The sequence below is a fragment of the Streptomyces sp. NPDC107538 genome (genome assembly GCF_055657445.1).
This window is the reverse complement of the sequence record NZ_JBVKAY010000014.1, coordinates 151,273-177,342: the sequence shown is the minus strand read 5'-3', so window position 1 is coordinate 177,342 and position 26,070 is coordinate 151,273. Positions and strand designations below refer to the sequence as shown.

Here is a 26,070-nt window from a genome sequence, read left to right as displayed (position 1 = left end):
GCGCCTCGAAGGGGCGCGGGGAACTGCGCGACCAGCCCCGACGAACCCGCGGATTTCGCGCAGCGTCACCGGGACGGCGTCCCCGGCGCGCTACTCCTCCGACGGATCCTCGTCCCCGGCTTCGGTCTCGGTCTCGGGCCGAGGCGCTTTCGGCGGTCGCGCTCGACCGCCGGGATTGTCTTTGGGATTCCAGGCCCCCGAGGCCCCGTCACCCCCGTCAGCCGTGGCATGCCCGGCGGAGCCGGGCCCCCCGTCCCGCCGCCGCAGATACCGCTCGAACTCCCGCGCGATCGCCTCGCCCGACGCCTCCGGCAGCTCCGCCGTGTCCCGGGCCTCCTCCAGCGTCTGCACGTACTCGGCGACCTCGCTGTCCTCCGCGGCCAGCTGGTCCACGCCCACCTGCCAGGCGCGCGCGTCCTCGGGCAGCTCGCCCAGCGGGATGCGTACGTCGATCAGGTCCTCCAGCCGGTTCAGGAGGGCCAGCGTCGCCTTCGGGTTCGGCGGCTGCGACACGTAGTGCGGCACCGCGGCCCACAGCGAGACTGCCGGGACGCCTGCGTGCGTGCACGCCTCCTGGAGGATGCCGACGATGCCCGTGGGGCCCTCGTACTTGGTCTCCTCCAGATCCATCCGCTGTGCCAGATCCGGGTCGGACGTGACACCGCTGACCGGGACCGGACGCGTGTGCGGGGTGTCGCCGAGCAGCGCGCCCATGATGACGACCAGCTCGACACCCAGTTCGTGGGCGAAGCCCAGCAGCTCGTTGCAGAACGAGCGCCAGCGCATCGACGGTTCGATACCCCGGACGAGTACGAGATCGCGGGGCTTGTCGCCGCCGACCCTGACCACCGACAACCTTGTCGTCGGCCAGGTGATCTTCCGTACGCCGCCGTCCAGCCACACCGTGGGACGGTTCACCTGGAAGTCGTAGTAGTCCTCGGCGTCCAGCGCCGCGAACACCTCGCCCTTCCATTCCCGGTCCAGATGCGCGACCGCGGTGGAGGCGGCGTCGCCGGCGTCGTTCCAGCCTTCGAACGCGGCCACCATCACTGGGTCGATCAGCTCGGGAACCCCCTCCAGCTCGATCACCCAGCGCCTCCTTCCGACGTGCCCTCGCGTACGCCCCAACCTTACGGCGTGCCGAGGGGCCCTCCGCAGCCCCCTTGCACGGGGGAGTGAACGGATCAATGCCCCGATCGCACGGCCGAAACACGCGCCGCCTGCCAGGGTTCCAAGTGATCGACTTCTCAGAGTGTCGACCGCAGCCACTGCTCCACGCTCGCGATGTGCACCGTCGCCCAGGAGCGGGCGGCGTCGGCGTCGCGGGCGCGGAGGGCGGCGAGGATGGCGCGGTGCTCGTGCAGGGTCCGGCTCACCGCGTCCTCCTGGGTCAGACCGCGCCAGATGCGGGCCCGGGTCGTGGGGCCCGACAGACCGTCGAGGAGCGAGCAGAGCACGGAGTTTCCGGAACTCTGCACGATGCCCCGGTGGAACTCCAGATCGCAGGCGACCAGTTCCTCCACCGACGGCCCGGTGCCGAGCTTGTCCAACTGGGAGGACAGCGCGTCCAGTTGCTGTTCGCTGATCTTCAGCGCGGCCATCGCCGTGGCCGCCGGCTCCAGTATGCGGCGGACGGCGAGGAACTCCAGGACCGTGTCGTCGCGGTGGAAGTCGACGACGAAACTCAGCGCTTCGAGAAGGAGTTGGGGATCGAGGCTGGTCACATAGGTGCCGTCGCCCTGCCGTACGTCCAGGATGCGGATCAGCGACAGGGCGCGCACGGCCTCGCGCAGGGAGTTGCGGGACAGCCCGAGATCGGCGGCCAGCTCGCTCTCCTTGGGGAGCCGGTCGCCGGGGCGCAGCGCGCCGGAGACGATCATGCCCTTGATCTTCTCGATCGCCTCGTCGGTGACTGCCATGGCGGCCCTCCCTGTCGTTCCTGGTCGACCCTGGTCGATCCTGTCGTTCAGACATCCGATGTCTCAGGTCATTATGAAGGCTCCAGTGCCTCTATCAGGCCAAAGCCTCCAGATCGGCCAGCGCCGCGGCCTCGTCGAGGGTGGTCAGGACGCGCTCGCGCATCAGCACCCGTCCCTCGACGACCGTGTCCCGGACGTCCGCCGAGTGCGCGGCGTAGGCCAGGGTGGACCACGGGTCGTGGCGCGGTCGCAGATGGGGGCCGCCCAGGTCGAGCACGATCAGGTCGGCCCGCTTGCCCGGCTCCAGGGAGCCCAGGTGGTCGCCGAGCCCCAGCGCGCGGGCGCCCTCGATCGTGGCCATGCGCACCGCCTGCTCGGCACCGACCGCCGTGGGGTCCCCGGCCGCCTTGTGCACCAGCGCGGCCTGCCGTACGGCACCCAGCACGTCCAGCGTGTTCGAGCTGACCGCCCCGTCCGTGCCCAGCCCGACGGTGACGCCCGCGCCCAGCAGCCGGGGCACCGGGGCGATCCCGCAGCCCAGCTTCAGATTCGACACCGGGCAGTGCGCGACCGAGGTCCCGGTGCGGGCCAGCGCCGCGATCTCCGGGCCGGTGAGATCGACCGCGTGGGCGAGCAGCACATCGGGGCCGAGCAGCCCGAGCGAGTCCAGCAGCTCCACCGGGCGCCTGCCGTACCGCGCCTCGACCGTGGCGACCTCGGTGGCGTTCTCCGCCGCGTGGAGGTGCAGCAGCGCCCCGAACTCCCGTGCCAGGGCGGCGATGTCGAGCAGCTGGTCCGGGGCGAGCGTGTACGTCGAGTGCGCGAAGAGGACCAGGCGCGTCCCCGGCCGGCGGGAGCGGTCGGCGAGGTCCCGCCGGGCCCATGCCGGCCGCTGCCCGTACTCCAGGCCGTCGGCGGGGTCGGGCACGTCCATGAAGGCCGGGCCCGTGTGCAGCCGCCAGCCCGCCTCGCGCGCGACCCGCTCGGCCGCCTCGTGGAACCAGTACATGTCCAGCGCGGACGTCACCCCCGCCCGTACGCTCTCGGCGATCGCGACCCGTACCGCCGCCGCGACGTTCTTCGGCGACAGCAGCTCCGCCACCCACCTCGGCACCCGGTCCAGGAACTCCTGGAGCGTGACGTCGTCCGCGCGCCCCCGCAGCAGGGTCATCGCCAGGTGGGTGTGGGTGTTGACGAGCCCGGGGAGCACCAGACAGCCCTCGGCGTCGATGCTCTCCGCCGCCGAGTGAGCGGTACGGATCTCCTCCGCCGGTCCGACCGCCACTATCGCCCCCTCGCGCACGGCCACCGCCCCGCCCCGGACGAGGGTTCCGGCCTCGTCGACGGTCAGGACGTCACCGCCGTGGACCAGCAGATCGACGTACTCGCTCACGCGGCGTCCCCCTCGAAGCCGTCGCCGTCCTTCGTGGCCGCCCTCGTCCCTACGATGCCCCGATGAGGCGGGGCTCCCACCTGGGGTCTCCTGGTGGGGGGAACCCGACGGTTCTTCGAGGTCATGTACGGTTTCGAGGACCCTCGGAACACCAGGAGTGCCCCGCCATGCCCCAGGAACTGCGCGCCGTCGACTGGACCGGAAACAGCCTCGCGCTCATCGACCAGACGGTGCTGCCGCACCGCACCGAGACGGTCGAGATCCATGACGTCGACGCCCTGGTCTCCGCGATCCAGCGCCTCGTCGTCCGGGGCGCTCCGGCGATCGGGGCGGCGGGCGGGTACGGGGTGGCGCTCGCGATCCTGGAGGGCGAGCGGGAGGGCTGGTCGGCCGAGGAGGTACGGGCCGCCGTCGCCCGCGTCCGTGAGGCCCGCCCCACCGCGGTGAACCTGATGGTGTGCGTCGACCGCGTCATGACCCGCTTCGACGAGGGGCTGGAGGCGGTGCTGGAGGAGGCCGCCGCCGTCCAGCGCGAGGACGTCGAGGCGAACCGGGCCATGGGGGCGTTCGGCGCCGACTGGCTGCTGAAGCGGGCGGGCGTCGACCGTCCGCTGCGCGTGCTGACCCACTGCAACACGGGCGCGCTCGCGACCGCCGGCTGGGGCACGGCACTCGGGGTCATACGCGAACTCCACGCGCGGGGCCGACTCGAAGTCGTCTACGCCGACGAGACCCGTCCCCTCCTCCAGGGATCCCGCCTCACCGCCTGGGAGCTGGTCCAGGAGGGCATCCCGCACTACGTCCAGGCGGACGGTGCCGCCGCCGGCACGATCCTGCGCGGTGAGGTCGACGCGGCCATCGTGGGGGCCGACCGCATAGCGGCCAACGGCGACACCGCCAACAAGGTCGGCACGGTCGGCGTCGCCCTCGCCTGCGCCGACGCCGGCATCCCCTTCGTCGTCGCCGCGCCCACCACCACGGTCGACCTCGCCACCCCCTCCGGCGCCGACATCCACATCGAACTCCGTGGCGAGGACGAGGTGTTGGAGTGGTCCGGCATCCGCACGGCCCCGGCCGAGTCCCGCGGCCACAACCCGGCCTTCGACGTGACCCCGGGGCGCCTGGTGACGGGCCTGGTCACCGAGCGGGGCGTCCTGGAGGTCTCGGCGGGCGAACTGCCGGGCGAGCGCCTGCGGTAGGCCCGCCCGGACCCTCGTACCCGAGAGGGCGGTCCGGACCCTCGCACACGACAGGGCGGCCCGGTCACCGTGACCGGGCCGCCCTGTGACGTGCCGTCAGTGCTGGGACAGCTCCAACTCCAGCAGCCACTCCACCACTTCGGTGTGGTGGCGGGCCTGGCGCGGTGTGTCGCCCCAGACGTACAGGCCGTGGCCCGCGACGACCACCGCCGGCATCCGGGGGTCCCGCGCGGCCTCCAGGCGGTCGCCCAGTTCCCTCATGTCCTGGCTGTTGGTGATGACCGGCAGGGTCACCTCCACGTCGTGCGCGGGCTGGCCGACGCCCTTGAGCATCTCCAGGTCCCGGAAGACGATGCCCCCGGGCGCACGGCGCCCCATCGCCACGGAGGCGACCGTGTGGACGTGGACCACCGCGCCCGCCCCGGTCAGCGCGGCGACGCGCGCGTGCAGCTCGGCCTCCGCGGACGGCCGGCCTCCCTGGACGGCCGCACCGTCGCCGTCCACCAACACCACGTCCGCGGGCGTCAGTTCACCCTTGTCGTGTCCGCTCGCGGTCACCGCCAGCCGCAGCGGATCGCGGGACAGCACCACCGACAGGTTCCCCGAGGTGCCGCGCATCCAGCCGAAGGAGGCGAAGCGGGCCGACTCGGCGGCCAGGACGGCGCCCGCCTCCTCCAGGTCGAGGGAAGAGATCTCTATGGTCACGCGGTACTCCTGGTGATGGTGATCTCGTCGAACGTCCCCGCCTGCGCGTGGTCGCCGACGCCTTGCTCGTAGTACGGCTCCCCGGGCCGCCGGACGCCGACGGCGTGCCAGCCGGCCTCCCGCGCCGCGTCCAGTTCGCCAGGCCGGTCGGAGAGGAAGAGGATGCGGTCGGGGGCGGCGGCGAGCCCGAGGGCCGTCGCGATCGCGCGGTAGGAGTCCGCCTCCTGCTTCGGCCCCGCGTTCTCCGTGTCGTACAACCCCTCGACCAGCGGCAGCAGATCACCCTCGGGGCTCGACCGGAACCAGGCGCGCTGGGCGGCCACGGAACCCGAGGAGTACACGTGCAGGCGTACGCCCGCCGCGTGCCAGGCGCGCAGGGCCGGCAGGACGTCGTCGTAGAAGTGGGAGACGAGGTCGCCGCGCGCGAAGCCCTCGGACCAGATGAGGCCCTGGAGGGTCTTCAGCGGGGTCGCCTTGCGGTCCTCGTCGAGCCACGCGTGGAGCGCCTTCTCGACGCGCGCGGCGTCGGCGTCCGGCTCGCCGATGAGTTCGCGTACCTGCGCGACGGCCCGCGCCACCTCCGGATCGTCGCCCCGCTCCGCCAGCAACGCCCCGAAACGGGAGCGCGAGTACGGGTAGAGCACATCCACGACGAAGCCCGTGGCGCTCGTGGTCCCCTCGATGTCGAGCACCACGGAGTCGAGGGAGCCGCCGTCGAAGACCTGGCTCACACCGCTGCCTTGTCCTGCTCGTCCCGCTGGTACCCGGCGTCGATCGTGTCGTAGTCCGGGAAGCGGGAGGCGATGGTGGAACCGGTGAAGCTGCCGATCCAGCCGTCCTCCTCGTGGAAGAAGCGGATCGCGGTGAAGGAGGGGCTGGTGCCCATGTCGAACCAGTGCGTCGTCCCGCGCGGCACGCCCAGCAGGTCGCCCTTCTCGCAGTAGACGGCGTGCACCTCGCCGTTCACGTGCAGATAGAAGATGCCAGAGCCGGAGACGAAGAAGCGCACCTCGTCATCGTCGTCGTGGGTGTGCTCCTGGAGGAACTTCTCGCGGGCGGCCTTCGCCTTCACCGGGAACTCGGGGTCGTCGCTCGGGTGCAGCCCGAGGACGTCGACCGTGGTGAACCCCTCCTCGGCGTTGAGCCGCTCGATCTCCGGGCCGTACGCGGCGAACACGGTCTCACTGTCCGCGTCGAACGGCACGTCCTCACGGATCGGCCACTGCTCGTAGCGCACCCCGAGCGGCGCCAGCGCGGCGGCGATCTCGACGGGGTCGGAGGTACGACGCACCAGGGTCTCCGGTCCGGACTCGGGCCAGGTGGTCAGCAGGGTCATGAGAGCAACTCCAGGAGTCTGGAAGGGGTGTCCGGATACCGAGACAAGCACCCGGACGGCTGGGAAGGGGGCGAAGCGAGGGGCGAGCGGCCGGTCAGCCGCGACAGAGCGCGCCGGGACAGCGGCGCATGCCGGGCATACGCTGCGCCGTCGCGTCGGATGTCGTCATCGGGGCCTCACTGTGGTGCCGGTCGGGTGCCGGTACCGCGATGGTAACGCCGGTCCATGTACGGACATGTGTGACGTAGTCGCTGTCTCACCTGGTGAGAAACCGCTCTCATTGCTTTGACGCATGGCTGAAATCGTTCTCATGATCTGTGTATGAAGACGCTGCTGCTCGTGCGGCGGCTGTACGTGGACCTGCTCCGGTCGACCACGGCCAGCTGTCGCTGACCACTTCCGGAGCCCCGACGCGCCCTGACGCGCTCTGCCGTCCCGGGCGCTCGCCGTGCACCGCACGGTGGCGCGATTCCGCCCCCGCTCCGGGTCGAGTACTCCCCTCCTCGCATTCCCCCCTTCGCCCCGCCCCGCACCTGGAGCCGTCATGTCCCGCTCGTCCCGCCGTACCCGCCTCCCCCTCACCGCGCTCTCCCTCGCCTCCGCCTCGGCCCTGCTGCTGTCGGCCTGCGCGCAGTCCACGGACGCCTCCAAGGACACCGGCGACACCGCCGCCAAGGCCTCGGCCGCCACCGGCGAGAAGCCCGCCCCCTTCAGCGACGGCTCCGTCAAGGTCGCGCTGGTCAGACAGAGCGGCGCCGGCGACTACTTCGAGCAGTGGGGCAACGGCGCGAAGGCACAGGCCAAGGCCCTCGGTATCGACCTGACCGTGTACGACGCCCAGGCCGACAACGCCAAGCAGGCCACCGACCTCTCCTCGGCGATCAACTCCGGGGCCAAGGCGATCATCATCGACCACGGCTTCCCGGCGACGATCCAGCCGGAGATCGACAAGGCCGTGAAGCAGGGCATCAAGGTCGTCGTCTACGACGTCGAGACCGACACCAAGGGCGTTGTCTCCACCAAGCAGAACGACGCGAGCATGGCCCAGGCCGTCCTCGACGTGATGGCGAAGGAGGTCGGCAAGGACGCCAAGGTCGGCTACGTCAACGTCGCCGGCTACGCGGCCCTCGACAAGCGCGACACCGTCTGGAAGTCCACGGTCGACGCCCAGGGCTGGAAGCAGGCGTTCAAGGTCGGCAAGGTCACCGACTCCACGGCCACCGACAACGTTCCCCTCGTCTCGGCCGCCCTCACCCAGAACTCCGACGTGGCGGGCGTCTTCGCCCCCTACGACGAGCTGGCCAAGGGCACCGTCCTCGCCGTGCAGAACAAGAAGCTCCAGGACAAGGTCAAGGTCTTCGGCGCCGACGTCTCCAACGCCGACATCCAGGCCATCACCGCCGAGGACAGCCCCTGGGTCGCCACCGCCGGCACCGACCCGTCCGCCGTCGGCGCCGCCGTGGTCCGGACGACCGCGCTGGAGCTGGCCGGTCAGCTGAACAAGACCTCCGTCGAGTTCCCGGCCGTCGCCATCACCCAGGACTTCCTGCGCGAGAAGAAGATCGAGAACATGGACCAGCTGCGGAAGGCGCTGCCCGCGCTGAACCTGGCGCAGGTCTCGACCGCCGACTGGATCTCGAATGTCGCCCACTGACGCGAGCCCCTCGACGGCCGCCGTCAGTCTGACCGACGTCAGCATGGCCTTCGGCGGCAAGACGGTGCTCGCCTCCGTCTCGCTGGACATCGCGCCGGGCAGCGTGGTCGCGCTGCTCGGTGCGAACGGCGCCGGCAAGTCCACGCTGATCAAGATCCTGTCGGGCGTGCACACCGACCACGGCGGTCAGGTGCGGGTCGCGGGGGAGCCCGCGGCTCTCCAGTCGCCGCTGGCCGCCCGGCAGTTGGGCATCCAGACCGTCCATCAGCGCATCAGCGAGGGCGTCGTCCCCGGCCTCACCGTCGCCGAGAACCTGGTCTTCGAGGAGCTGGCGCAGAGCCGCGGCAACCCGTTCCTCAACGGGGGCAAGCTGCTGGCCCGCGCCCGGGAGATCCAGGCCGGGCTCGGCCTCGACTGGTCCGACGCGGTCCTCAAGCGGGACGTCACCGAACTCGGCATCTCCGACCGCCAGTTGCTGATCCTGGCCCGCGCCCTCGCCACCCGCCCCCGGCTGCTGATCCTCGACGAGCCGACCTCCGCGCTCTCCGCCGCCGAGGCCGAGCGCCTGTTCGCGCTGGTCGAGCGGATGCGGGCGGACGGCATCGCGGTCCTCTACGTCTCCCACCGCCTCGGTGAGATCGACGCCCTGGCCGACCGCCTGGTCGTATTGCGGGACGGCCGTCTCACCGAGGACCAGTCCCGCCCCTTCGACTGGGACACCGCCCTGCGCGCGATGCTCGCCCAGGCCCAGGAGACCACCACCGCCCGCCCGGTCCGCGAGGGCGACCAGGGCGATGTCGTGCTCTCCCTGCGGGGCGTCCGCCTCTTCGAGGGCCGCACCCCGCTCGACCTCGACCTCCGCACCGGTGAGGTCACCGGCGTCGTCGGCCTGCTGGGCGCCGGCAAGACCGAGCTGGCCCGTGGCCTCTTCGGCGCCGAACCCTTCACCACCGGCACGGTCGAGCTGGACGGCGAGACGTACGCGCCCCGCCGCCCCGCCGACGCCATCCGCGGCGGCGTCCACCTCGTCCCCGAGGACCGGCACGCCGACGCGCTCGTCCCCGGCTGGTCGGTGGCCCAGAACATCTCCCTGCCGTTCCTGAAGTCCCTGTCCCGGCTGGGCCTGATGAACACGGCCAGGGAGAACGCCCTCGGCCGCGACACGATCGACGCCCTCGGGGTCGTCACGCGCGACGAGCAGAGCACTGTCGAGGAGCTGTCCGGCGGCAACCAGCAGAAGGTCGTCGTCGGCCGCTGGCTCGCCGAGACCCCCCGTGTCCTCATCCTGGACGAGCCGTTCCGAGGCGTGGACATCGGCGCCCGGCGCGACATCGGCCGCCGCGCCCGCGCGCTCGCCGCCGAGGGCGCCGCCGTCCTCGTCCTCTCCGCCGACGTCGACGAGGTCCTGGAGGTCGCCGACCGGGTCGTCGTACTCGCCGCCGGGGAGATCCACCTCGACGCGTACGGCGAGGACGCGGAACGCGACCGCGTCATCCAGACCATCTCGGCGTCCGTGTGACCCCGGCCCGACCCCCTGAGGAAGCGCTTCCATGACCACCACCCAGAGCACCGAGCCCGTGGCGAAGGCGGCGACCCCGCTCGGTCCGTCCACCGCCGTACGCGTCCAGAACGCCGTCATCAAGTACGGGTTCATCTTCGTCACGGTCGCGCTCTTCGCCTACTTCGCGCTGACCGAGGGCTCCTTCCGCGAGTCCGCGACCCTTCTCGACACCCTGCGCTACGTCTCCGTCGCCGCCATCCTCGGCCTCGGTGTCACCCTCACCATGGCCGTCGGCGGGATGGACATGTCCGTCGGCGCGGTCGCCGGTCTCGGCGTCTCCGTCGCCGCCCACACGATGGTCGTCTACAACCAGATCGGCACGGTCGCGATCCTCGCGGTCCTCGCCGCGGGCGCCCTCGCGGGCCTCCTCAACGCCCTGCTGATCGTGGTGCTGAAGATCCCCGACATGCTGGCCACGCTCGGCACCATGTTCGTCATCCAGGGCACCAAACTGATCCTGGTCGACGGCCAGTCGATCACCCCCGGCATGACCCTGGAGGACGGCACGACCGCCCCCGGCAGGTTCACGGACGGCTTTCTGAAGATCGACCGGGGGACGGTCCTCGGTGTCCCGATCTCGGTCATCGTCTTCGGCGCGCTCACCGTCGCCGCCTGGGTCTTTCTGGCGCGGACCCGTTGGGGCCGCGTCTTCTACGCCATCGGCGCCAACCCCGAGGCCTCCCGCCTGGCCGGCATCCGCGTCGGCGCGTACCGGGCGCTGGCGTACGTGCTGTCCGGTGTGCTCGCCTCCATCGGCGGCCTGATCCTGGCGTCCCGTATCGGCCAGGGCGATGTGTCCGCCGGTACGTCCCAGCTTCTGGAGGCCGTGGCGGTCGCGCTGGTCGGCACCTCGGTCCTCGGGCGGGGGCGGCCCAACGTCTGGGGCACCGCCCTCGGAGCGGTCCTCATCGGCATCATCACCACCGGCCTCACCATCAAGGGGCTGCCGTACTACACCCAGGACGTCGTCGAGGGCGTGGTCCTCATCCTCGCCCTGGTCTTCAGCTTCACGTTGTCCAAGCGCCGCACCGCCTGATCCGCATAAGCCGTACGAGGGAGTTCACCGACCATGGGCTACCGCATCCTGGAGACCGACGACATCCCCGCGTACCTGCGTGAGCGGGGGCACTGGGAGGACGTGGACGACATCACCGTCCGCGAGGTGTCGGACGGCAACGTCAACCGGGTCTTCCTCGCCTCGAACGGCGACGGCACCCGCAGTCTGGCCCTGAAGCAGGCGCTGCCCTGGGTGCGGGTCGCCGGGCCTTCGTGGCCGTTGAGTCCTGAGCGGGCCGATGCGGAGGCGCGGGCGTACGAGCAGTTGGGGAGGGTCGCGCCCGACGAGATCCCCGGGATCTACGGCTACGACCCGGAGAACTTCGCCCTGGTCATGGAGGACCTCTCCGATCTGGAGGTGCTGCGGACGCTGCTGAACGAGGGGGCTTCGTACGGGCCGCACACCTCGCCGCAGATCGGGCGGCTGGTGGCCCGGCTGTCCTTCGCCACGAGTGACTTCGGTATGGAGTCCGGTGAGCGCAAGGCGCTGCTCGCCGCCTCGGTCAACCCTGAGTTGTGCAAGATCACTGAGGATGTCGTGCTCTCCGAGCCGTACATCGAGCATGAGCACAACCACTGGGATGCGGGGCTGGACGATCTGGCGGCGGCGTTTCGGGCGGACGGCGTGTTGCGTACCGAGGTGGCCGAGCTTCGGCATGTGTTCATGACGAGTGCGCAGGCGCTGCTGCACGGGGACCTTCACTCGGGGAGTGTGATGGTCGGTGAGCGGGGCGGGGTTCATGTCGTGCGGGTCTTCGATCCCGAATTCTCGTTCGTGGGGCCCATCGGGTTCGATCTGGGGTTGTACTGGGCCAACGCGCTCGTCTCGGAGGAGCGGGCCCGTGCGCTGGGGACGCTGTCGGATCACGGTGACCAACTCCGGCTCTCCTGGGAGGCGTTCGAGGCCGAGTTCCGGCGGTTGTGGCCGGGGCGTGTCGATACGTTCTTCGATGACGGTTACCTGGACCGCTTTCTTGCCCGTGTCTGGACGGAGTCCTTGGGGTTCGCCGGTACGGAGATCATTCGGCGTGTCATCGGTTTCGCCCATCTGACGGATCTGACGACGCTGGAGGATCCGGTTCCGGCGTCGCGTCGGGCGTTGGTGTTGGGGCGCGAACTGGTTGTGCGGCGGGAGGAGTTGCGGGATGTGGGGGCCGTGCGGGCGGTTGTGGAGTCGGGTGCGGGTGGGTGGGGGTTCTCGCGCCGTTCCTCGCGCCCCTGAGGGGGTGCGGCTCGTCCGTCGGGTGCGGGGTGGGTGGGTCGGGGGCGCGCCGGGGGGTGTCCGTCCTCGGAACGGCGCGGAATCGGTTGGCTGGGAGGTTCGACGAGTTGACGCGCCAACCTCTGCGGGCGGACACCCCCCGACACGCCCCCTTCTCGCCGTTCGCACGCGCGCGTAGCTGCGGGCATGCGTGCCGCTAGGGGCGGCACGGGTGGGCGCAGCGGCACCCCGTGAGCGCCGGGTCGCGCGATCCCGCCCGGACCGGCATCGGCCTCCGGGTGCTGTACACGAAAGGCGGGCCCCGGTGCCGTAGTGGCGTGGGGCCCGCCTTGGTGCGCTCGGTCCGGTCCCGGTCAGGGGGTGGGGCCGGACCGAGAGTCGGTTACTTCTTGTCCAGGAGGTTCTGGACCTTGGTGCGGACCTCGTCCGTGGCGAGGCCTCGTATCGTCAGGGTCGTCCGGCGGCGGAGGACGTCGTCGGCGGTCTCGGCCCACTCGGTGTCGCGGGCGTAGACGACCTGGGCCCAGATCTCCGGGGCGTCGGGGTGGACGCGCTCGCCCAGCTCGGGGTTCTCGTTGGCGAGGCGGGCGATGTCGAAGGCCAGGGAGCCGTAGTGCGTGGCCAGGTGGCGGGCCGTGTCGGCGCCCATACGGGGGCCGGGGGCCGGGCGGTCGACGAGGAGGCGGTGGGCGACCGCGCGCGGGTTGGCGACGCCGGGCAGCGGCAGCTTCTTGGGGAGGGAGGCGACCGGCTCGAAGTCCTCGCCCAGCGGCTGGCCGGGGAGCGCCTCCAGCTTCTTCATGATCGTGCGGCCGATGTGCCGGAACGTCGTCCACTTGCCGCCCGCGACGGAGAGCATGCCGCCCCGGCCCTCGGTGACGACCGTCTCCCGCTTGGCCTTGGCGGTGTCGCCGGGGCCGCCCGGCAGCACGCGGAGGCCGGCGAAGGAGTAGGTGATCAGGTCGCGGGAGAGTTGCTGGTCGCGGATGGAGAAGGCGGCCTCGTCGAGTATCTGGGCCGTGTCCTTCTCGGTGACCGCGACGTCCGCCGGGTCGCCCTCGTACACCTCGTCGGTGGTGCCGAGCAGCAGCATGTCCTCCCAGGGGAGGGCGAAGGTGATGCGGTACTTGTCGATCGGGGTGGCGAGCGCGGCCTTCCAGGGGGCGGTCCGCTTCAGGACCAGGTGGGCGCCCTTGGAGAGACGGATCGAGGGGGCCGCGTCCGGGTTCTCCATGCGGCGCAGGTGGTCGACCCAGGGGCCCGTCGCGTTCAGGACGAGGCGGGCGTTCACGCCGAACTCGTCGCCGGAGAGGCGGTCGCGCAGCTCGGCGCCGGTGACCCGGCCCTTGGTGAAGCGCAGGCCGGTGACCTCGGCGTGGTTCAGCACGACCGCGCCGGACTCGACGGCCGCGCGGACCGTCATCAGGGCCATCCGGGAGTCGTTCATCTGGTCGTCGCCGTACACGGCCACGGCCTTGAGGTTGTCGGTGCGCAGCTCGGGCACGTCCTGCGCCGCCTTGGCGGGGGAGAGGAGGTGGCCGACGCCGTCGCCGAAGGCGGAGAGCGCGGAGTAGGCGAAGACGCCGGCGCCGAGCTTCGCCGCGCCGTGCGGCCCGCCCTTGTACACGGGGAGGTAGAACGTGAGCGGGTTCGCCAGGTGGGGGGCCACCTGGCGGGAGACCGCACGGCGCTCGAAGTGGTTCTCCGCCACCAGCTTCACCGCGCCGGTCTGCAGATAGCGCAGACCGCCGTGGAGCAGCTTGGAGGAGGCGGAGGAGGTGGCGCCGGCGAAGTCGCCGGCGTCGACCAGGGCCACCCTGAGCCCGGACTGCGCGGCGTGCCAGGCGGTGGAGATGCCCAGGATGCCGCCGCCGATCACGAGGAGGTCGTACGACGCCTTGGAGAGCTGCTCCCGGGTCTCGGCACGGCTCGGGTTCGAGCCGGACGCCGGGCGCGTCCCCAGGGCAGGCAGGGTCTGCAGGGTGGTCTGACTGGTCATTACGGGTTCTTACTCCTCATCAGAGCTGACGGACGGAGACCTTCCGCTCAGCCCTCGTCCTCGATCCAGCCCATGGTCCGCTCGACGGCCTTGAGCCAGCTCTTGTACTCACGGTCGCGGGTCTCCGCGTCCATGCGGGGGGTCCATTCGGCGGCCCGCCGCCAGTTGGCGCGCAGATCGTCGGTGTTGGTCCAGAAGCCGACGGCGAGACCGGCGGCGTAGGCGGCGCCGAGGCAGGTGGTCTCGGCGACCATCGGGCGCACCACGGGGGCGTCCAGGAAGTCCGAGAGGGTCTGCATCAGCAGGTTGTTGGAGGTCATGCCGCCGTCGACCTTGAGGGCCGCGAGCTCGACGCCCGAGTCCTTGGTCATGGCGTCCGTGATCTCACGGGTCTGCCAGGCGGTGGCCTCCAGGACGGCGCGCGCGAGGTGCGCCTTGGTGACGTACCGGGTGAGACCGGCGATCACACCGCGGGCGTCGGAGCGCCAGTACGGGGCGAACAGACCGGAGAAGGCCGGGACGAAGTACGCGCCGCCGTTGTCCTCGACCGAGAGCGCGAGGGTCTCGATCTCGGCGGCGGTGCTGATCAGGCCCATCTGGTCGCGCATCCACTGCACCAGCGAACCGGTGACGGCGATCGAGCCCTCCAGCGCGTAGACCGGCTTCTGGTCGCCGATCCGGTAGCCGACCGTGGTCAGCAGACCGCTGTAGGAGTTGATGATCTTCTCGCCGGTGTTCAGCAGCATGAACGTTCCGGTGCCGTACGTGGACTTGGCCTCGCCCTCCTCGAAGCAGGTCTGGCCGAAGAGGGCCGCCTGCTGGTCGCCGAGCGCGGACGCGACCGGGATGCCGCCGAGCAGGTCGCCGAGGCGGCCGCCGCTGACCTCGCCGTACACCTCGGCGGAGGAACGGATCTCCGGGAGCATCGACAGCGGGACGCCGATGGACTCGGCGATCTTCTCGTCCCACTGGAGGGTGTGCAGGTTCATCAGCATGGTGCGGGAGGCGTTGGTGACGTCGGTGTAGTGCTTGCCGCCGTCGACACCGCCCGTCAGGTTCCAGATGACCCAGGAGTCCATGGTGCCGAAGAGGATGTCGCCGGCCTCGGCGCGCTCGCGCAGGCCCTTGACGTTGTCCAGCAGCCAGCGGGCCTTGGGGCCGGCGAAGTACGAGGCCAGCGGCAGGCCGGTCTCGCGGCGGAAACGGTCCTGCCCGACGTTGCGGCCGAGCTCGCGGCAGAGGGCGTCGGTACGGGTGTCCTGCCAGACGATCGCGTTGTGGACGGGCTCACCGGTGTTCTTGTCCCAGAGCAGCGTGGTCTCGCGCTGGTTGGTGATGCCGATGGCCTTGATGTCGTCACGGGTGATGCCGGCCTTCTCGATGGCCCCGGCGACGACTTCCTGGACGTTCGTCCAGATCTCGGTGGCGTCGTGCTCGACCCAGCCCGGCTTCGGGAAGATCTGCTCGTGCTCCTTCTGGTCGACGGAGACGATGCGTCCGTCGCGGTCGAAGACGATGCAGCGGGACGAGGTCGTGCCCTGGTCGATCGCGGCGATGAAGGGGCCGGCGGTGTGGGCGTCGGTCACGGTGTGCTCCTGAAAGGTCAACTGGTCAACGGGCTGTACGTACGGCGCGTGCTGAGCGTTCCGCGAGGCGTGCTCGCGGAACGGCGGCTCAACGGGTTTCTCAGGCGAATGCGACGTTGTAGAGGCCTGCGGCGATGGCGGCACCGATCAGGGGGCCGACCACCGGGACCCAGGCGTAGCTCCAGTCCGACCCGCCCTTGTTGGGCAGGGGCAGCAGGGCGTGCACGATGCGCGGACCGAGGTCACGGGCCGGGTTGATCGCGTAACCGGTCGGGCCACCGAGGGACAGACCGATCGAGACCACGACGAGCGCGGTGATCAGGGCGCCGAGGGTGCCGAGACCCTTGCCCTCGCCGTTCAGGCCCTGGGTCAGGACCGCGAGGACGAGCACGATGGTGCCGATGATCTCGGTGGCGACGTTCTGCCAGGCGACCCGGACCTCGGGACCGGTGGAGAAGATGCCGAGCACGGGGCCGGCGCCGCTCTCGCGGGCCTCGACGGACTTGGCCGGGGCCGGCTCGCCGACGATTTCGCGGTCGGTGAGGTGGGCGTGGAACTGGCCGTAGTAGGCCACCCAGACCAGTGCGGCGCCGATCATGGCGCCGAGCAGCTGCCCGCCCCAGTAGATCGGGACGTCGCCCCACTCGATGCCGTCCTTCTTCAGCGCGAGCGCGAGGGTGACGGCCGGGTTGAGGTGGGCGCCGGAGAGCGGCGCGGAGGTGTAGACGGCCGTCAGAACGGCGAAACCCCACCCGAAGGTGATGGCGAGCCAACCGGCGTTACGGGCCTTGGAGGCCTTCAGCGTGACGGCGGCGCAGACGCCACCACCGAGCAGGATGAGTATGGCGGTACCGATGGTCTCGCCGATGAAGATGTCGGAGCTGGACACCCGCGACTCCTTTGTCCTTCGTCCAGGGGAAAGGTTCGGCCCTTGGCTTGTCACACTCTAACGCGTATTGCCGGTAGGTGTTCGACAATGTCGACCGATGGACGGGAGTCTTGCTCCGGTGTTACACGTGCGTCAAGAGCTGTGTTGCGCGAAGTGCGATCGTTACCGATCGAACGGTGGCGTACGCACGCGTACGGCGAGGGCCGGGACACCCCAAGGTGTCCCGGCCCTCGCCGTACGGCGGTCCCGTCAGAACCGGGCCGCGCCCAGATCCCGCGACACCGCGCGGGCGCAGTCCCGTACGGCCGCGATCAGTTCGGGGCGCAGCTCGCCCTCGCGGCACAGCCGCTCCACGGCGCCGGTGATGCCGACCGCGCCGACGGGCATGCGCCGCCGGTCGTGGATGGGGGCGGCGATGGACGCCACGCCCTCCCAGGTCTCCTCGACATCGGCCGCGTACCCGCGCGCGCGGGTGATGTCCAGGACGCCCTCGAAGTCGTCCAGGGTGTGCACGGTCCGGTCGGTGAACGCCTTGCGCTCGCCCTCCAGGACCTCGCTGTGCGCCACCGGGTCGTAGGCCGCGAGGACCTTGCCGAGGGCCGTGGAGTGCAGCGGCTGCATGGCCCCTATCTCCAGGACCTGCCGGCTGTCGTCGGGCCGGAAGACGTGGTGCACGATCAGCACGCCCTGCTGGTGCAGCACGCCCAGATGGACGCTCTCGCCGCTGGAACGGGCCAGGTCGTCCGTCCACACCAGGGCCCGCGCCCGCAGCTCGTGGACATCCAGATAGGTGGTCCCGAGCCGCAGCAGCTCCGCCCCCAGCTGGTACCGCCCGGAGGCGTCGTCCTGCTCGACGAACCCCTCCTGCTGGAGCGTGCGCAGGATGCCGTGGGCGGTGCCCTTGGCGAGGCCCAGCGACGAGGCGATGTCCGACAGTCCGAGTCGCCGTTCGCCGCCCGCGAGCAGGCGCAGCATCGCGGCCGCCCGTTCGAGCGACTGGATGTTCCGTGCCATCGCCGTCCTGCCTCCGTCCCCTTCGGCCGCCGTACGCGACTGAACCCACCACCGTTCGGCAATGTCGAACACTACCGGTCGTTGCCGACCTCTCGCCAATGGCCGGCACCGGCTTTTCGGCCACACCCGCCGTCCGGTGACGATCCCGTGCCCGTCCGGTGTCCGCCCGGTGTCCGTCCGACGGCCAGGTGATCGTGGAGTGTCCGCACGGTGCCGAAGGGGCGTCCGTGGTTCGTTTCGTCGTCGGAGTAAACCGCACTCGGCCGGGTACGCCACGCCCGTCCGTCCCGTGGACTCCCCTGACCATCCGTGGCGCTCCGGGCTACCCTGGCGGCGTGCGGCTTCCATGGGGAGCCGCAAAGCCGACAGCCGTCGCATCCCAGGGAGCAGCTCCATGGCCTCGTCGCCGAATCCGTCCCCTTCGTCCGCCGCCGCAGGCCGGGCCCGAGCCGAGGCCCTGCGCGAGGCCCTCGCGACCCGTGTGGTGGTCGCGGACGGCGCGATGGGCACGATGCTGCAGGCACAGGACCCCACACTGGAGGACTTCCAGCAGCTGGAGGGCTGCAACGAGGTCCTGAACGCCACCCGCCCCGACATCGTCCGCTCGGTGCACGCCGCGTACTTCGACGCGGGCGTCGACTGCGTGGAGACCAACACCTTCGGCGCCAACCTCACCGCACTGGGTGAGTACGACATCCCCGAACGCACCGCCGAGCTGTCCGAGGCCGGCGCCCGCATCGCCCGGGAGACCGCCGACGAGTACGCCGCCCGCGACGGCCGGCAGCGCTGGGTGCTGGGCTCGGTCGGCCCCGGCACCAAACTCCCCACCCTCGGCCACACCACCTTCACCGCCATCCGGGACGCCTACCAGCAGAACGCCGAGGGCCTGCTGGCCGGCGGCGCCGACGCGCTCCTGGTGGAGACCACCCAGGACCTGCTGCAGACCAAGGCCTCCGTCATCGCCGCCCGCCGCGCCATGGAGACGGCCGGCTACGACGTCCCCCTGATCGTGTCGGTGACCGTCGAGACCACCGGCACCATGCTGCTGGGCTCCGAGATCGGCGCGGCGCTGACGGCGCTGGAGCCGCTCGGCATCGACATGATCGGCCTGAACTGCGCGACCGGCCCGGCCGAGATGAGCGAGCACCTGCGCTATCTGGCCCGCCACTCCCGCATCCGGCTGTCCTGTATGCCGAACGCCGGCCTGCCGGTCCTGACCAAGGACGGCGCCCACTACCCGCTCACCGCGCCGGAGCTGGCCGACGCGCAGGAGAACTTCGTCCGCGAGTACGGCCTCTCCCTCGTCGGCGGCTGCTGCGGCACCACGCCCGAGCACCTGCGCCAGGTCGTCGAGCGCGTCCGGGACCTCACCCCCACCACCCGCGACCCGCGCCCCGAGCCCGGCGCCGCCTCGCTCTACCAGACGGTCCCGTTCCGCCAGGACACCTCGTACATGGCCATCGGTGAGCGCACGAACGCCAACGGCTCGAAGAAGTTCCGCGAGGCCATGCTGGAGGCCCGCTGGGACGACTGTGTGGAGATGGCCCGCGACCAGATCCGCGAGGGCGCCCACATGCTCGACCTCTGCGTCGACTACGTGGGCCGCGACGGCGTCGCCGACATGGCCGAACTCGCCGGCCGCTTCGCCACCGCCTCCACCCTGCCCATCGTCCTCGACTCCACCGAGGTCGACGTCATCCAGGCCGGGCTGGAGAAGCTCGGCGGCCGGGCCGTCATCAACTCCGTCAACTACGAGGACGGCGACGGCCCCGACTCCCGCTTCGCCAAGGTCACCGCGCTCGCCCGGGAGCACGGCGCCGCGCTGATCGCGCTGACCATCGACGAGGAGGGCCAGGCCCGCACCCCGGAGAAGAAGGTCGAGATCGCCGAGCGGCTCATCGACGACCTCACGGGCAACTGGGGCATCCACGAGTCGGACATCCTCATCGACACCCTGACCTTCACCATCTGCACCGGTCAGGAGGAGTCCCGCAAGGACGGCATCGCCACCATCGAGGCGATCCGCGAACTCAAGCGCCGCCGCCCGGACGTCCAGACCACCCTGGGCCTGTCCAACATCTCCTTCGGCCTCAACCCGGCCGCCCGCATCCTTCTCAACTCCGTCTTCCTCGACGAGTGCGCGAAGGCGGGCCTGGACTCGGCGATCGTCCACGCGAGCAAGATCCTCCCGATCGCCCGCTTCAACGAGGAAGAGGTGCGGACCGCCCTCGACCTCATCCACGACCGCCGCGCCGAGGGCTACGACCCGCTGCAGAAGCTGATGGCGCTGTTCGAGGGCGCCACCGCCAAGTCCCTGAAGGCCGGCAAGGCCGAGGAACTGGCCGCCCTGCCGCTGGAGGAGCGCCTCAAGCGCCGCATCATCGACGGCGAGAAGAACGGCCTGGAGGCCGACCTCGACGAGGCCCTGCTGACCCGCGCCGCCCTCGACATCGTCAACGACACGCTCCTGGACGGCATGAAGGTGGTCGGCGAGCTGTTCGGCTCGGGCCAGATGCAGCTGCCGTTCGTGCTCCAGTCCGCCGAGGTCATGAAGACCGCGGTGGCCCATCTGGAGCCGCACATGGAGAAGTCGGACGCCGAGGGCAAGGGCACCATCGTGCTGGCCACCGTCCGCGGCGACGTCCACGACATCGGCAAGAACCTCGTCGACATCATCCTGTCCAACAACGGCTACAACGTCGTCAACCTCGGCATCAAGCAGCCCGTCTCCGCGATCCTGGACGCCGCCGCCGAGCACCGCGCCGACGTCATCGGCATGTCCGGCCTCCTGGTCAAGTCCACGGTGATCATGAAGGAGAACCTCCAGGAGCTGAACCAGCGGGGCCTGGCCGCCGACTACCCCGTCATCCTCGGCGGCGCCGCCCTCACCCGCGCCTACGTCGAGCAGGACCTGCACGAGATCTACGAGGGCGAGGTCCGCTACGCCCGCGACGCCTTCGAGGGCCTGCGCCTGATGGACGCCCTCATCGGCGTCAAGCGCGGTGTGCCCGGCGCGACCCTGCCCGAGCTGAGGCAGCGCCGGGTGCGCCCCACCGCCACGGCCGCCGGCGCCGTCGAGGACCGCCCGGAGGAGGGCCACGTCCGCTCCGACGTCGCCACCGACAACCCGATCCCCACCCCGCCGTTCCGGGGCACCCGCGTCATCAAGGGCATCCAGCTCAAGGAGTACGCGACCTGGCTCGACGAGGGCGCCCTCTTCAAGGGCCAGTGGGGCCTGAAGCAGGCCCGCACCGGCGACGGACCCACCTACGAGGAGCTGGTGGAGACCGAGGGCCGGCCCCGGCTGCGCGGTCTGCTGGACAAGCTCCAGACCGACAACCTCCTCGAAGCGGCCGTCGTCTACGGCTACTTCCCCTGTGTCTCCAAGGACGACGACCTGATCATCCTGGACGACGACGGCAACGAGCGGACCCGGTTCTCCTTCCCCCGCCAGCGCCGGGGCCGCCGCCTGTGTCTGGCCGACTTCTTCCGCCCCGAGGAGTCCGGCGAGATCGACGTCGTCGGCCTCCAGGTCGTCACCGTCGGCTCCCGTATCGGCGAGGAGACCGCCAAGCTCTTCGAGGCCAACTCCTACCGCGACTACCTCGAACTCCACGGCCTGTCCGTGCAGCTGGCCGAGGCACTCGCCGAGTACTGGCACGCCCGGGTCCGCTCGGAGCTGGGCTTCGCCGGGGAGGACCCGGCCGCCATCGAGGACATGTTCGACCTCAAGTACCGGGGAGCCCGCTTCTCCCTCGGCTACGGCGCCTGCCCCGACCTGGAGGACCGCGCCAAGATCGCCCGGCTGCTGGAGCCCGAGCGGATCGGCGTACAGCTCTCCGAGGAGTTCCAGCTCCACCCCGAGCAGTCCACGGACGCGATCGTCATCCATCACCCGGAGGCGAAGTACTTCAACGCCCGGTAACGGCCCGGGCAGGGCTTCGGCCGCACCGAAAGGCGCTCGTCCGCGCGGCGTCGTACACTGGTCGGTCCACCGCAGGCCGGTTCCCCACCCGGGAACCGGCCTGCTCGTCCCACAAGGAGGTGCGCCGGATGACCACGACGATCCCCGCGCTAGGAACCCGTACGGCCGAAGGCTCCGCGCTGCAGGCCGTGCTCCTCGACATGGACGGCACCCTGGTGGACACCGAGGGCTTCTGGTGGGACGTGGAGGTCGAGATCTTCGCCGGCCTCGGCCACACCCTCGACGACTCCTGGCGCCATGTCGTCGTCGGCGGCCCCATGAGCCGCAGCGCGGGCTTCCTGATCGAGGCCACCGGCGCGGACATCACCCTCCCCGAGCTGAGCGTGCTGCTCAACGACGGCTTCGAGGCCCGGATCGGGCGCACGCTGCCGCTGATGCCCGGCGCCTCCAGACTCCTCGCCGAGCTGGCCGCGCACGGCGTCCCCACCGCCCTGGTCTCCGCCTCGCACCGGCGCATCATCGACCGCGTCCTGACCTCCCTCGGCCCCCAGCACTTCGCGCTGACCGTCGCGGGCGACGAGGTCGAGCGGACCAAGCCGTTCCCCGACCCCTACCTCCTCGCGGCCTCCGGGCTCGGCGCGGATCCGGCCCGGTGCGCGGTCATCGAGGACACCGCGACCGGGGTCGCCGCCGCCGAGGCCGCCGGCTGCCATGTGGTCGCCGTCCCGTCCGTGGCCCCCATCGCGCCCGCCGTCCGGCGCACCGTCGTGACCTCGCTGGAAGAGGTCGACCTGCCATTTCTGCGCGGTCTGATCACGACCACGGCCAATTGAAAACGCAAGGAATTCCAAGATCGCGGACAGGCGCCGGGACGGGGAATTCGGCGTCGTCGCGATGACTGAATTCCCACACTGGGGAATACCTTTCCACCTGTGACGTTTGCCACTTCGCAGGGCTTCCGGAACGTTCTTCCGGCCCCTCCGATCCCCGTATGCGGGGGTGTTCGGCAGGCCCTTGTGTCCTGATTGGTGAAGGGTGCACCCAAAGATTCCGTGCGTGCTACACCGTTTCCGTCCACGGCCGGTTCCACAGCGTGAGGGGAACTCAACTCCGGTGTGCGCGGGCCCCTCTGGCGGTGCGGGCTAATCTCGACGCGAGAACATCGCCGTACTTCCCGGGACGCGCTCGCACCACCCCGCCAGCACCCGTCTTGGAACACAGCTCTGGAGAATCGCGAGCATGAACCGCAAGACCTTGGTGCTGCCGGCCGTGATCGGTCTGCTCACCCCGGTACTCGCCGCCTGTGGTGCCACCGACAGCGCGGGCGACAGCGGTGACGCGATCGTCGTCGGCACCACCGACCGGTTCACCGCCTCCAAGGACGCGCCGGCCCCCATCGACCCGGCCTACGCCTACGACGTCGGCACCTGGAACATCCTCCGGCAGACCGTCCAGACCCTGCTGGTCCAGCCCCGCGGCGACGGCGAACCGGAACCCGAGGCCGCCTCCAGCTGCTCCTTCACCGACAGCGGCAACGAGCGCTACGCCTGCACCCTGCGCTCCGGTCTGAAGTTCGCCGACGGCTCCCCGGTCACCGCCGAGGACGTCAAGTTCTCCATCGACCGCGCCCGTTCCCTCAAGGCCGACAGCGGTGTCTTCGCCCTGCTGTCCACCATCGACCTCGTCGAGACCAAGGGCGACAAAGAGGTGATCTTCCACCTCAACAGCCCCGACGCGACCCTCCCGTACAAGCTGTCCACCCCGGTCGCCGGCATCGTCAACCCCGCCGACTACGACAAGGGCAAGCTGCGCGACGGCTTCTCGGTCGACGGCTCCGGCCCGTACACCCTGGACGCCGAGGTCGAGAACGACGAGCTGGTCCGGGCCGTCTTCACCAAGAACCCCCACTACAAGGGGCAGTTGGACCCGAAGAACGACAAGGTCGAACTGCGCTCCTTCACGAGCGCCGACGCCATGGGCACCGCCCTGAAGGACGGCGACATCGACCTGATGACCCGCACCATGACGCCGGAGCAGATCACCGAGCTGACCGACTCCCCCGACGACGACATCGACGTGATCGAGTCCGCCGGCCTGGAGATCCGCTACCTCGCCTTCAACACCGACGCCTCCCCGGTCGAGAGCACCGCCGTCCGCCGGGCCATGGCCGAGATCATCGACCGCGGCGAACTCGTCGCCAAGGTGTACGGCTCCCAGGCCGAGCCCCTCTACTCGCTCGTCCCCGCCGGCATCACGGGCCACTCCAACTCGTTCTTCAACAAGTACGGCGACCCCGACCCCGCCAAGGCGAAGTCGACCCTGGAGACCGCGGGAATCACCACCCCGGTGAAGCTGACCCTGCACTACACGACCGACCACTACGGCGCGGCCACGAAGAAGGAGTTCGAGCTGCTGAAGAAGCAGCTCGACGACAGCGGCCTGTTCGACGTGACCATCAAGGGCACCCCCTGGTCCACGTTCCGCCCCGCCGAGCAGGAGGGCGAGTACGCGGTCTACGGCATGGGCTGGTTCCCGGACTTCCCCGACGCCGACAACTACCTCGCGCCCTTCCTCGACAAGGACAACTTCCTCGGCTCGCCGTACGACAACAAGGACATCCGCGGCAAGCTGATCCCGGAGTCCCGCCGCGCCGCCGACCGCCTCACCGCCTCGGACAGCCTCACCGGCATCCAGGACATCGTCGCCGACGACGTGCCGATCATCCCGCTGTGGCAGGGCAACCAGTACGTCGCCGCCCGAGACGACGTCATCGGCACCGAGTACGCCCTCAACTCCGCCTCCACCCTCCAGCTCTGGGAGCTGGAGCGCGGCAGAGGCGACTGACCGGACCTCACCATCCCTCCGGACAGGGGCCGTTCGGCCTCGGGGGAGCCCGGAGCGCCCGCAATGCACCGACGACACAAGGCATCCATACGTGAACATACGCACCCAGTGGCCCGTCCTGACCATGGCGACAGGGCTTGCCGCCGGCCTGCTGACCGGTTGCGGCTCCGACTCGGGGGGATCCGGGGACTCCGGTTCCAACATCGTGATGGGGATGTCCGACGACGTCCTGGCCACCGACCCCGCCTCCGGCTACGACCCCGGATCCTGGCTCCTGTTCAACAACGTCTTCCAGTCGTTGCTGAGCTTCCCCAACGGCGCCACCGAACCCGAACCGGACCTCGCCGAGGACTGCTCCTTCGAGGGCGGCGGCACCACGGTCTACGAGTGCACCCTCAAGGACGGCCTGAAGTTCAGCAACGGTGAGGCGCTCACCGCGAAGGACGTCAAGTTCTCCTTCGACCGCATGCTGAAGATCAACGACGACGCCGGCCCCGCGATCATGTTCCCCATGCTCGACAAGGTCGAGACCCCGGACGACAAGACCGTCCGCTTCGACCTCAAGTACGCCGACGCCACCTTCCCCAGCAAGATCGCCTCCGGCGCCGGCTCCATCGTCGACGAGAGCTCCTACGACGCCGACGGGCTCCGCGAGGACGGCGAGGCCGTCGGCTCCGGCCCCTACAAGCTGGAGTCCTTCGGCGAGGACGAGGCCGTCTTCGCCGTCAACGAGAACTACCAGGGCACCGCCGACGTCGAGAACTCCGGCGTCACCCTCAAGTTCTTCCACGGCGACCAGGACGCCCTGAAGAAGTCCCTGATGGAGGGCGACCTCGACGTCACCTACCGCGGACTGAGCGCCTCCGACATCTCCGACATCGAGACCGACACCTCCACCGCCAACGGCGTCGACATCGTCGACGGCACCGGCGCCGAGGTCCAGCACCTCGTCTTCAACATGGACGACCCCATCACCGGCAAGCTCGGCGTCCGCCAGGCCATCGCCTACCTGCTGGACCGCGAGGCCCTCGTCGACGAGGTCTACCAGGGCACCGCCACCCCGCTGTACTCGATCATCCCGGCCGGCATCACCGGCCACAACACGGCCTTCTTCGACACCTACGGCGCCCGCCCGTCCAAGGACAAGGCGGAGGCCGCGCTGCGCGCCGACGGCATCGACGGCAAGGTCGAACTGACCCTCTGGTCCACGCCGTCGCGCTACGGCCCCTCCACCGACCAGGAGTTGGAGGCCATCGCCAAGCAGCTCAACGACAGCGGGCTGTTCGACGCCACCGTGGAATCCGTCGCCTTCGACCAGTACGAGAAGGACATCGCCGCCGGCAAGTACGGGGTGTACGTCAAGGGCTGGGTCCCCGACTACCCGGACCCCGACAACTTCACCGGCCCCTTCTTCGGCAAGGGCAACGTGCTGGACAACAACTACAGCAACAACACCATCACCGGTGATCTCCTCCCCAAGACCGCCGCCGTGAGCGAGCGGTCCGCCACGGAGAAGGAGTACGCCGCACTGCAGAACCTCGTCGCCACCGACATCCCCCTCCTGCCCATCTGGCAGGCCAAGCAGTACGCCGTCGTCGGCGACGACGTCTACGGCCTGGAGTACTGCCTGGACGCCTCGACCGTCTTCCGCTTCTGGGAGATCAGCAAGGGCTGACACGAGCACGGGCCGCCACCACGGGCCCCGAATGCCCGAGGGCGCTCCCTTCCACAAGAAGGGAGCGCCCTCGGTGCGTGCACCGGAGTGCGG

19 protein-coding genes are annotated in these 26,070 nt (G+C 70.4%); 9 read left to right on the top strand and 10 right to left on the bottom strand.

Annotation, left to right across the window (positions count from 1 at the left end; genetic code table 11):
* Positions 1-90 precede the first annotated feature (90 nt).
* From ACZ7MG_RS35395 to ACZ7MG_RS35385, 3 genes are all read right to left on the bottom strand, one after another.
* Positions 91-1,089: a PAC2 family protein gene (locus tag ACZ7MG_RS35395; protein WP_471389261.1), complete on the bottom strand. Its 999-nt coding sequence runs from the start codon at positions 1,087-1,089 to the stop codon at positions 91-93.
* A gap of 158 nt (positions 1,090-1,247) precedes the next feature.
* Entirely contained in the window at positions 1,248-1,919 is a 672-nt protein-coding gene (locus ACZ7MG_RS35390; protein WP_471389264.1) for a FadR/GntR family transcriptional regulator, read from the bottom strand.
* A gap of 94 nt (positions 1,920-2,013) precedes the next feature.
* On the bottom strand, positions 2,014-3,312 hold the full coding sequence (locus ACZ7MG_RS35385) for an amidohydrolase (RefSeq protein WP_471389267.1): 1,299 nt from the start codon (positions 3,310-3,312) through the stop codon (positions 2,014-2,016).
* Positions 3,313-3,479: 167 nt separating this feature from the next.
* Here ACZ7MG_RS35385 and mtnA point away from each other — a divergent pair, with 167 nt between their 5' ends.
* Positions 3,480-4,511: an S-methyl-5-thioribose-1-phosphate isomerase gene (gene mtnA, locus ACZ7MG_RS35380; protein ID WP_471389270.1), complete on the top strand. Its 1,032-nt coding sequence runs from the start codon at positions 3,480-3,482 to the stop codon at positions 4,509-4,511.
* A 96-nt stretch (positions 4,512-4,607) separates the two neighbouring features.
* On the opposite strand, the gene mtnB is transcribed toward mtnA, so the two are convergent.
* The 3 genes from mtnB to ACZ7MG_RS35365 are packed head-to-tail and all read right to left on the bottom strand — an operon-like array spanning position 4,608 to position 6,552.
* Complete coding sequence (mtnB, locus tag ACZ7MG_RS35375; protein ID WP_471389273.1) at positions 4,608-5,216, bottom strand: methylthioribulose 1-phosphate dehydratase; 609 nt, start codon at positions 5,214-5,216, stop codon at positions 4,608-4,610.
* A complete protein-coding gene (gene mtnC, locus ACZ7MG_RS35370) occupies positions 5,213-5,947 on the bottom strand; it encodes an acireductone synthase (protein WP_471389276.1) in 735 nt (244 codons plus the stop codon). Before mtnC ends, mtnB begins: the two co-directional genes overlap by 4 nt.
* Positions 5,944-6,552, bottom strand: a complete 609-nt coding sequence (locus ACZ7MG_RS35365; RefSeq protein ID WP_471389279.1) for a 1,2-dihydroxy-3-keto-5-methylthiopentene dioxygenase — start codon at positions 6,550-6,552, stop codon at positions 5,944-5,946. The genes mtnC and ACZ7MG_RS35365 overlap by 4 nt, the downstream gene beginning before the upstream one ends.
* Positions 6,553-7,096: 544 nt before the next feature.
* On the opposite strand from ACZ7MG_RS35365, the gene ACZ7MG_RS35360 reads away from it, so the two are divergent.
* The 4 genes from ACZ7MG_RS35360 to mtnK are packed head-to-tail and all read left to right on the top strand — an operon-like array spanning position 7,097 to position 12,045.
* A complete protein-coding gene (locus tag ACZ7MG_RS35360) occupies positions 7,097-8,206 on the top strand; it encodes a substrate-binding domain-containing protein (RefSeq protein WP_471389282.1) in 1,110 nt (369 codons plus the stop codon).
* Positions 8,193-9,725, top strand: a complete 1,533-nt coding sequence (locus tag ACZ7MG_RS35355) for a sugar ABC transporter ATP-binding protein (protein ID WP_471389285.1) — start codon at positions 8,193-8,195, stop codon at positions 9,723-9,725. Before ACZ7MG_RS35360 ends, ACZ7MG_RS35355 begins: the two co-directional genes overlap by 14 nt.
* 31 nt (positions 9,726-9,756) lie before the next feature.
* Positions 9,757-10,803, top strand: coding sequence for an ABC transporter permease (locus ACZ7MG_RS35350; RefSeq protein ID WP_471389287.1), 1,047 nt, complete (start codon positions 9,757-9,759; stop codon positions 10,801-10,803).
* Positions 10,804-10,836: 33 nt separating this feature from the next.
* Positions 10,837-12,045, top strand: coding sequence for an S-methyl-5-thioribose kinase (mtnK, locus tag ACZ7MG_RS35345; protein ID WP_471389290.1), 1,209 nt, complete (start codon positions 10,837-10,839; stop codon positions 12,043-12,045).
* A 382-nt stretch (positions 12,046-12,427) separates the two neighbouring features.
* Here mtnK and ACZ7MG_RS35340 read toward each other — a convergent pair whose 3' ends face one another.
* The 4 genes from ACZ7MG_RS35340 to ACZ7MG_RS35325 form a co-directional block, all read right to left on the bottom strand.
* The gene (locus ACZ7MG_RS35340) at positions 12,428-14,044 is read right to left on the bottom strand and encodes a glycerol-3-phosphate dehydrogenase/oxidase (RefSeq protein WP_471389293.1); all 1,617 of its coding nucleotides are present in this window, start codon (positions 14,042-14,044) and stop codon (positions 12,428-12,430) included.
* A gap of 47 nt (positions 14,045-14,091) precedes the next feature.
* A complete protein-coding gene (gene glpK / locus ACZ7MG_RS35335; protein ID WP_471389296.1) occupies positions 14,092-15,630 on the bottom strand; it encodes a glycerol kinase GlpK in 1,539 nt (512 codons plus the stop codon).
* Positions 15,631-15,730: 100 nt separating this feature from the next.
* The gene (locus ACZ7MG_RS35330) at positions 15,731-16,519 is read right to left on the bottom strand and encodes an MIP/aquaporin family protein (protein ID WP_471389297.1); all 789 of its coding nucleotides are present in this window, start codon (positions 16,517-16,519) and stop codon (positions 15,731-15,733) included.
* A 249-nt stretch (positions 16,520-16,768) separates the two neighbouring features.
* A complete protein-coding gene (locus ACZ7MG_RS35325) occupies positions 16,769-17,533 on the bottom strand; it encodes an IclR family transcriptional regulator (protein WP_152167647.1) in 765 nt (254 codons plus the stop codon).
* A 394-nt stretch (positions 17,534-17,927) separates the two neighbouring features.
* On the opposite strand from ACZ7MG_RS35325, the gene metH reads away from it, so the two are divergent.
* The 4 genes from metH to ACZ7MG_RS35305 all read left to right on the top strand — a co-directional run bounded on the left by metH (position 17,928) and on the right by ACZ7MG_RS35305 (position 25,977).
* Positions 17,928-21,458 (top strand): methionine synthase, encoded by a 3,531-nt coding sequence (gene metH / locus ACZ7MG_RS35320; protein ID WP_471389301.1) that lies wholly within the window; start codon positions 17,928-17,930, stop codon positions 21,456-21,458.
* 128 nt (positions 21,459-21,586) lie between these two features.
* Positions 21,587-22,291 carry an HAD family hydrolase gene (locus tag ACZ7MG_RS35315; RefSeq protein ID WP_471389304.1) on the top strand — a complete coding sequence of 235 codons (705 nt, stop codon included), beginning with the start codon at positions 21,587-21,589 and terminating at the stop codon, positions 22,289-22,291.
* A gap of 406 nt (positions 22,292-22,697) precedes the next feature.
* Positions 22,698-24,302 (top strand): ABC transporter substrate-binding protein, encoded by a 1,605-nt coding sequence (locus tag ACZ7MG_RS35310; RefSeq protein WP_471389307.1) that lies wholly within the window; start codon positions 22,698-22,700, stop codon positions 24,300-24,302.
* Between the two features lie 91 nt (positions 24,303-24,393).
* Positions 24,394-25,977, top strand: a complete 1,584-nt coding sequence (locus tag ACZ7MG_RS35305; protein ID WP_471389310.1) for an ABC transporter substrate-binding protein — start codon at positions 24,394-24,396, stop codon at positions 25,975-25,977.
* Positions 25,978-26,070 lie beyond the last annotated feature (93 nt).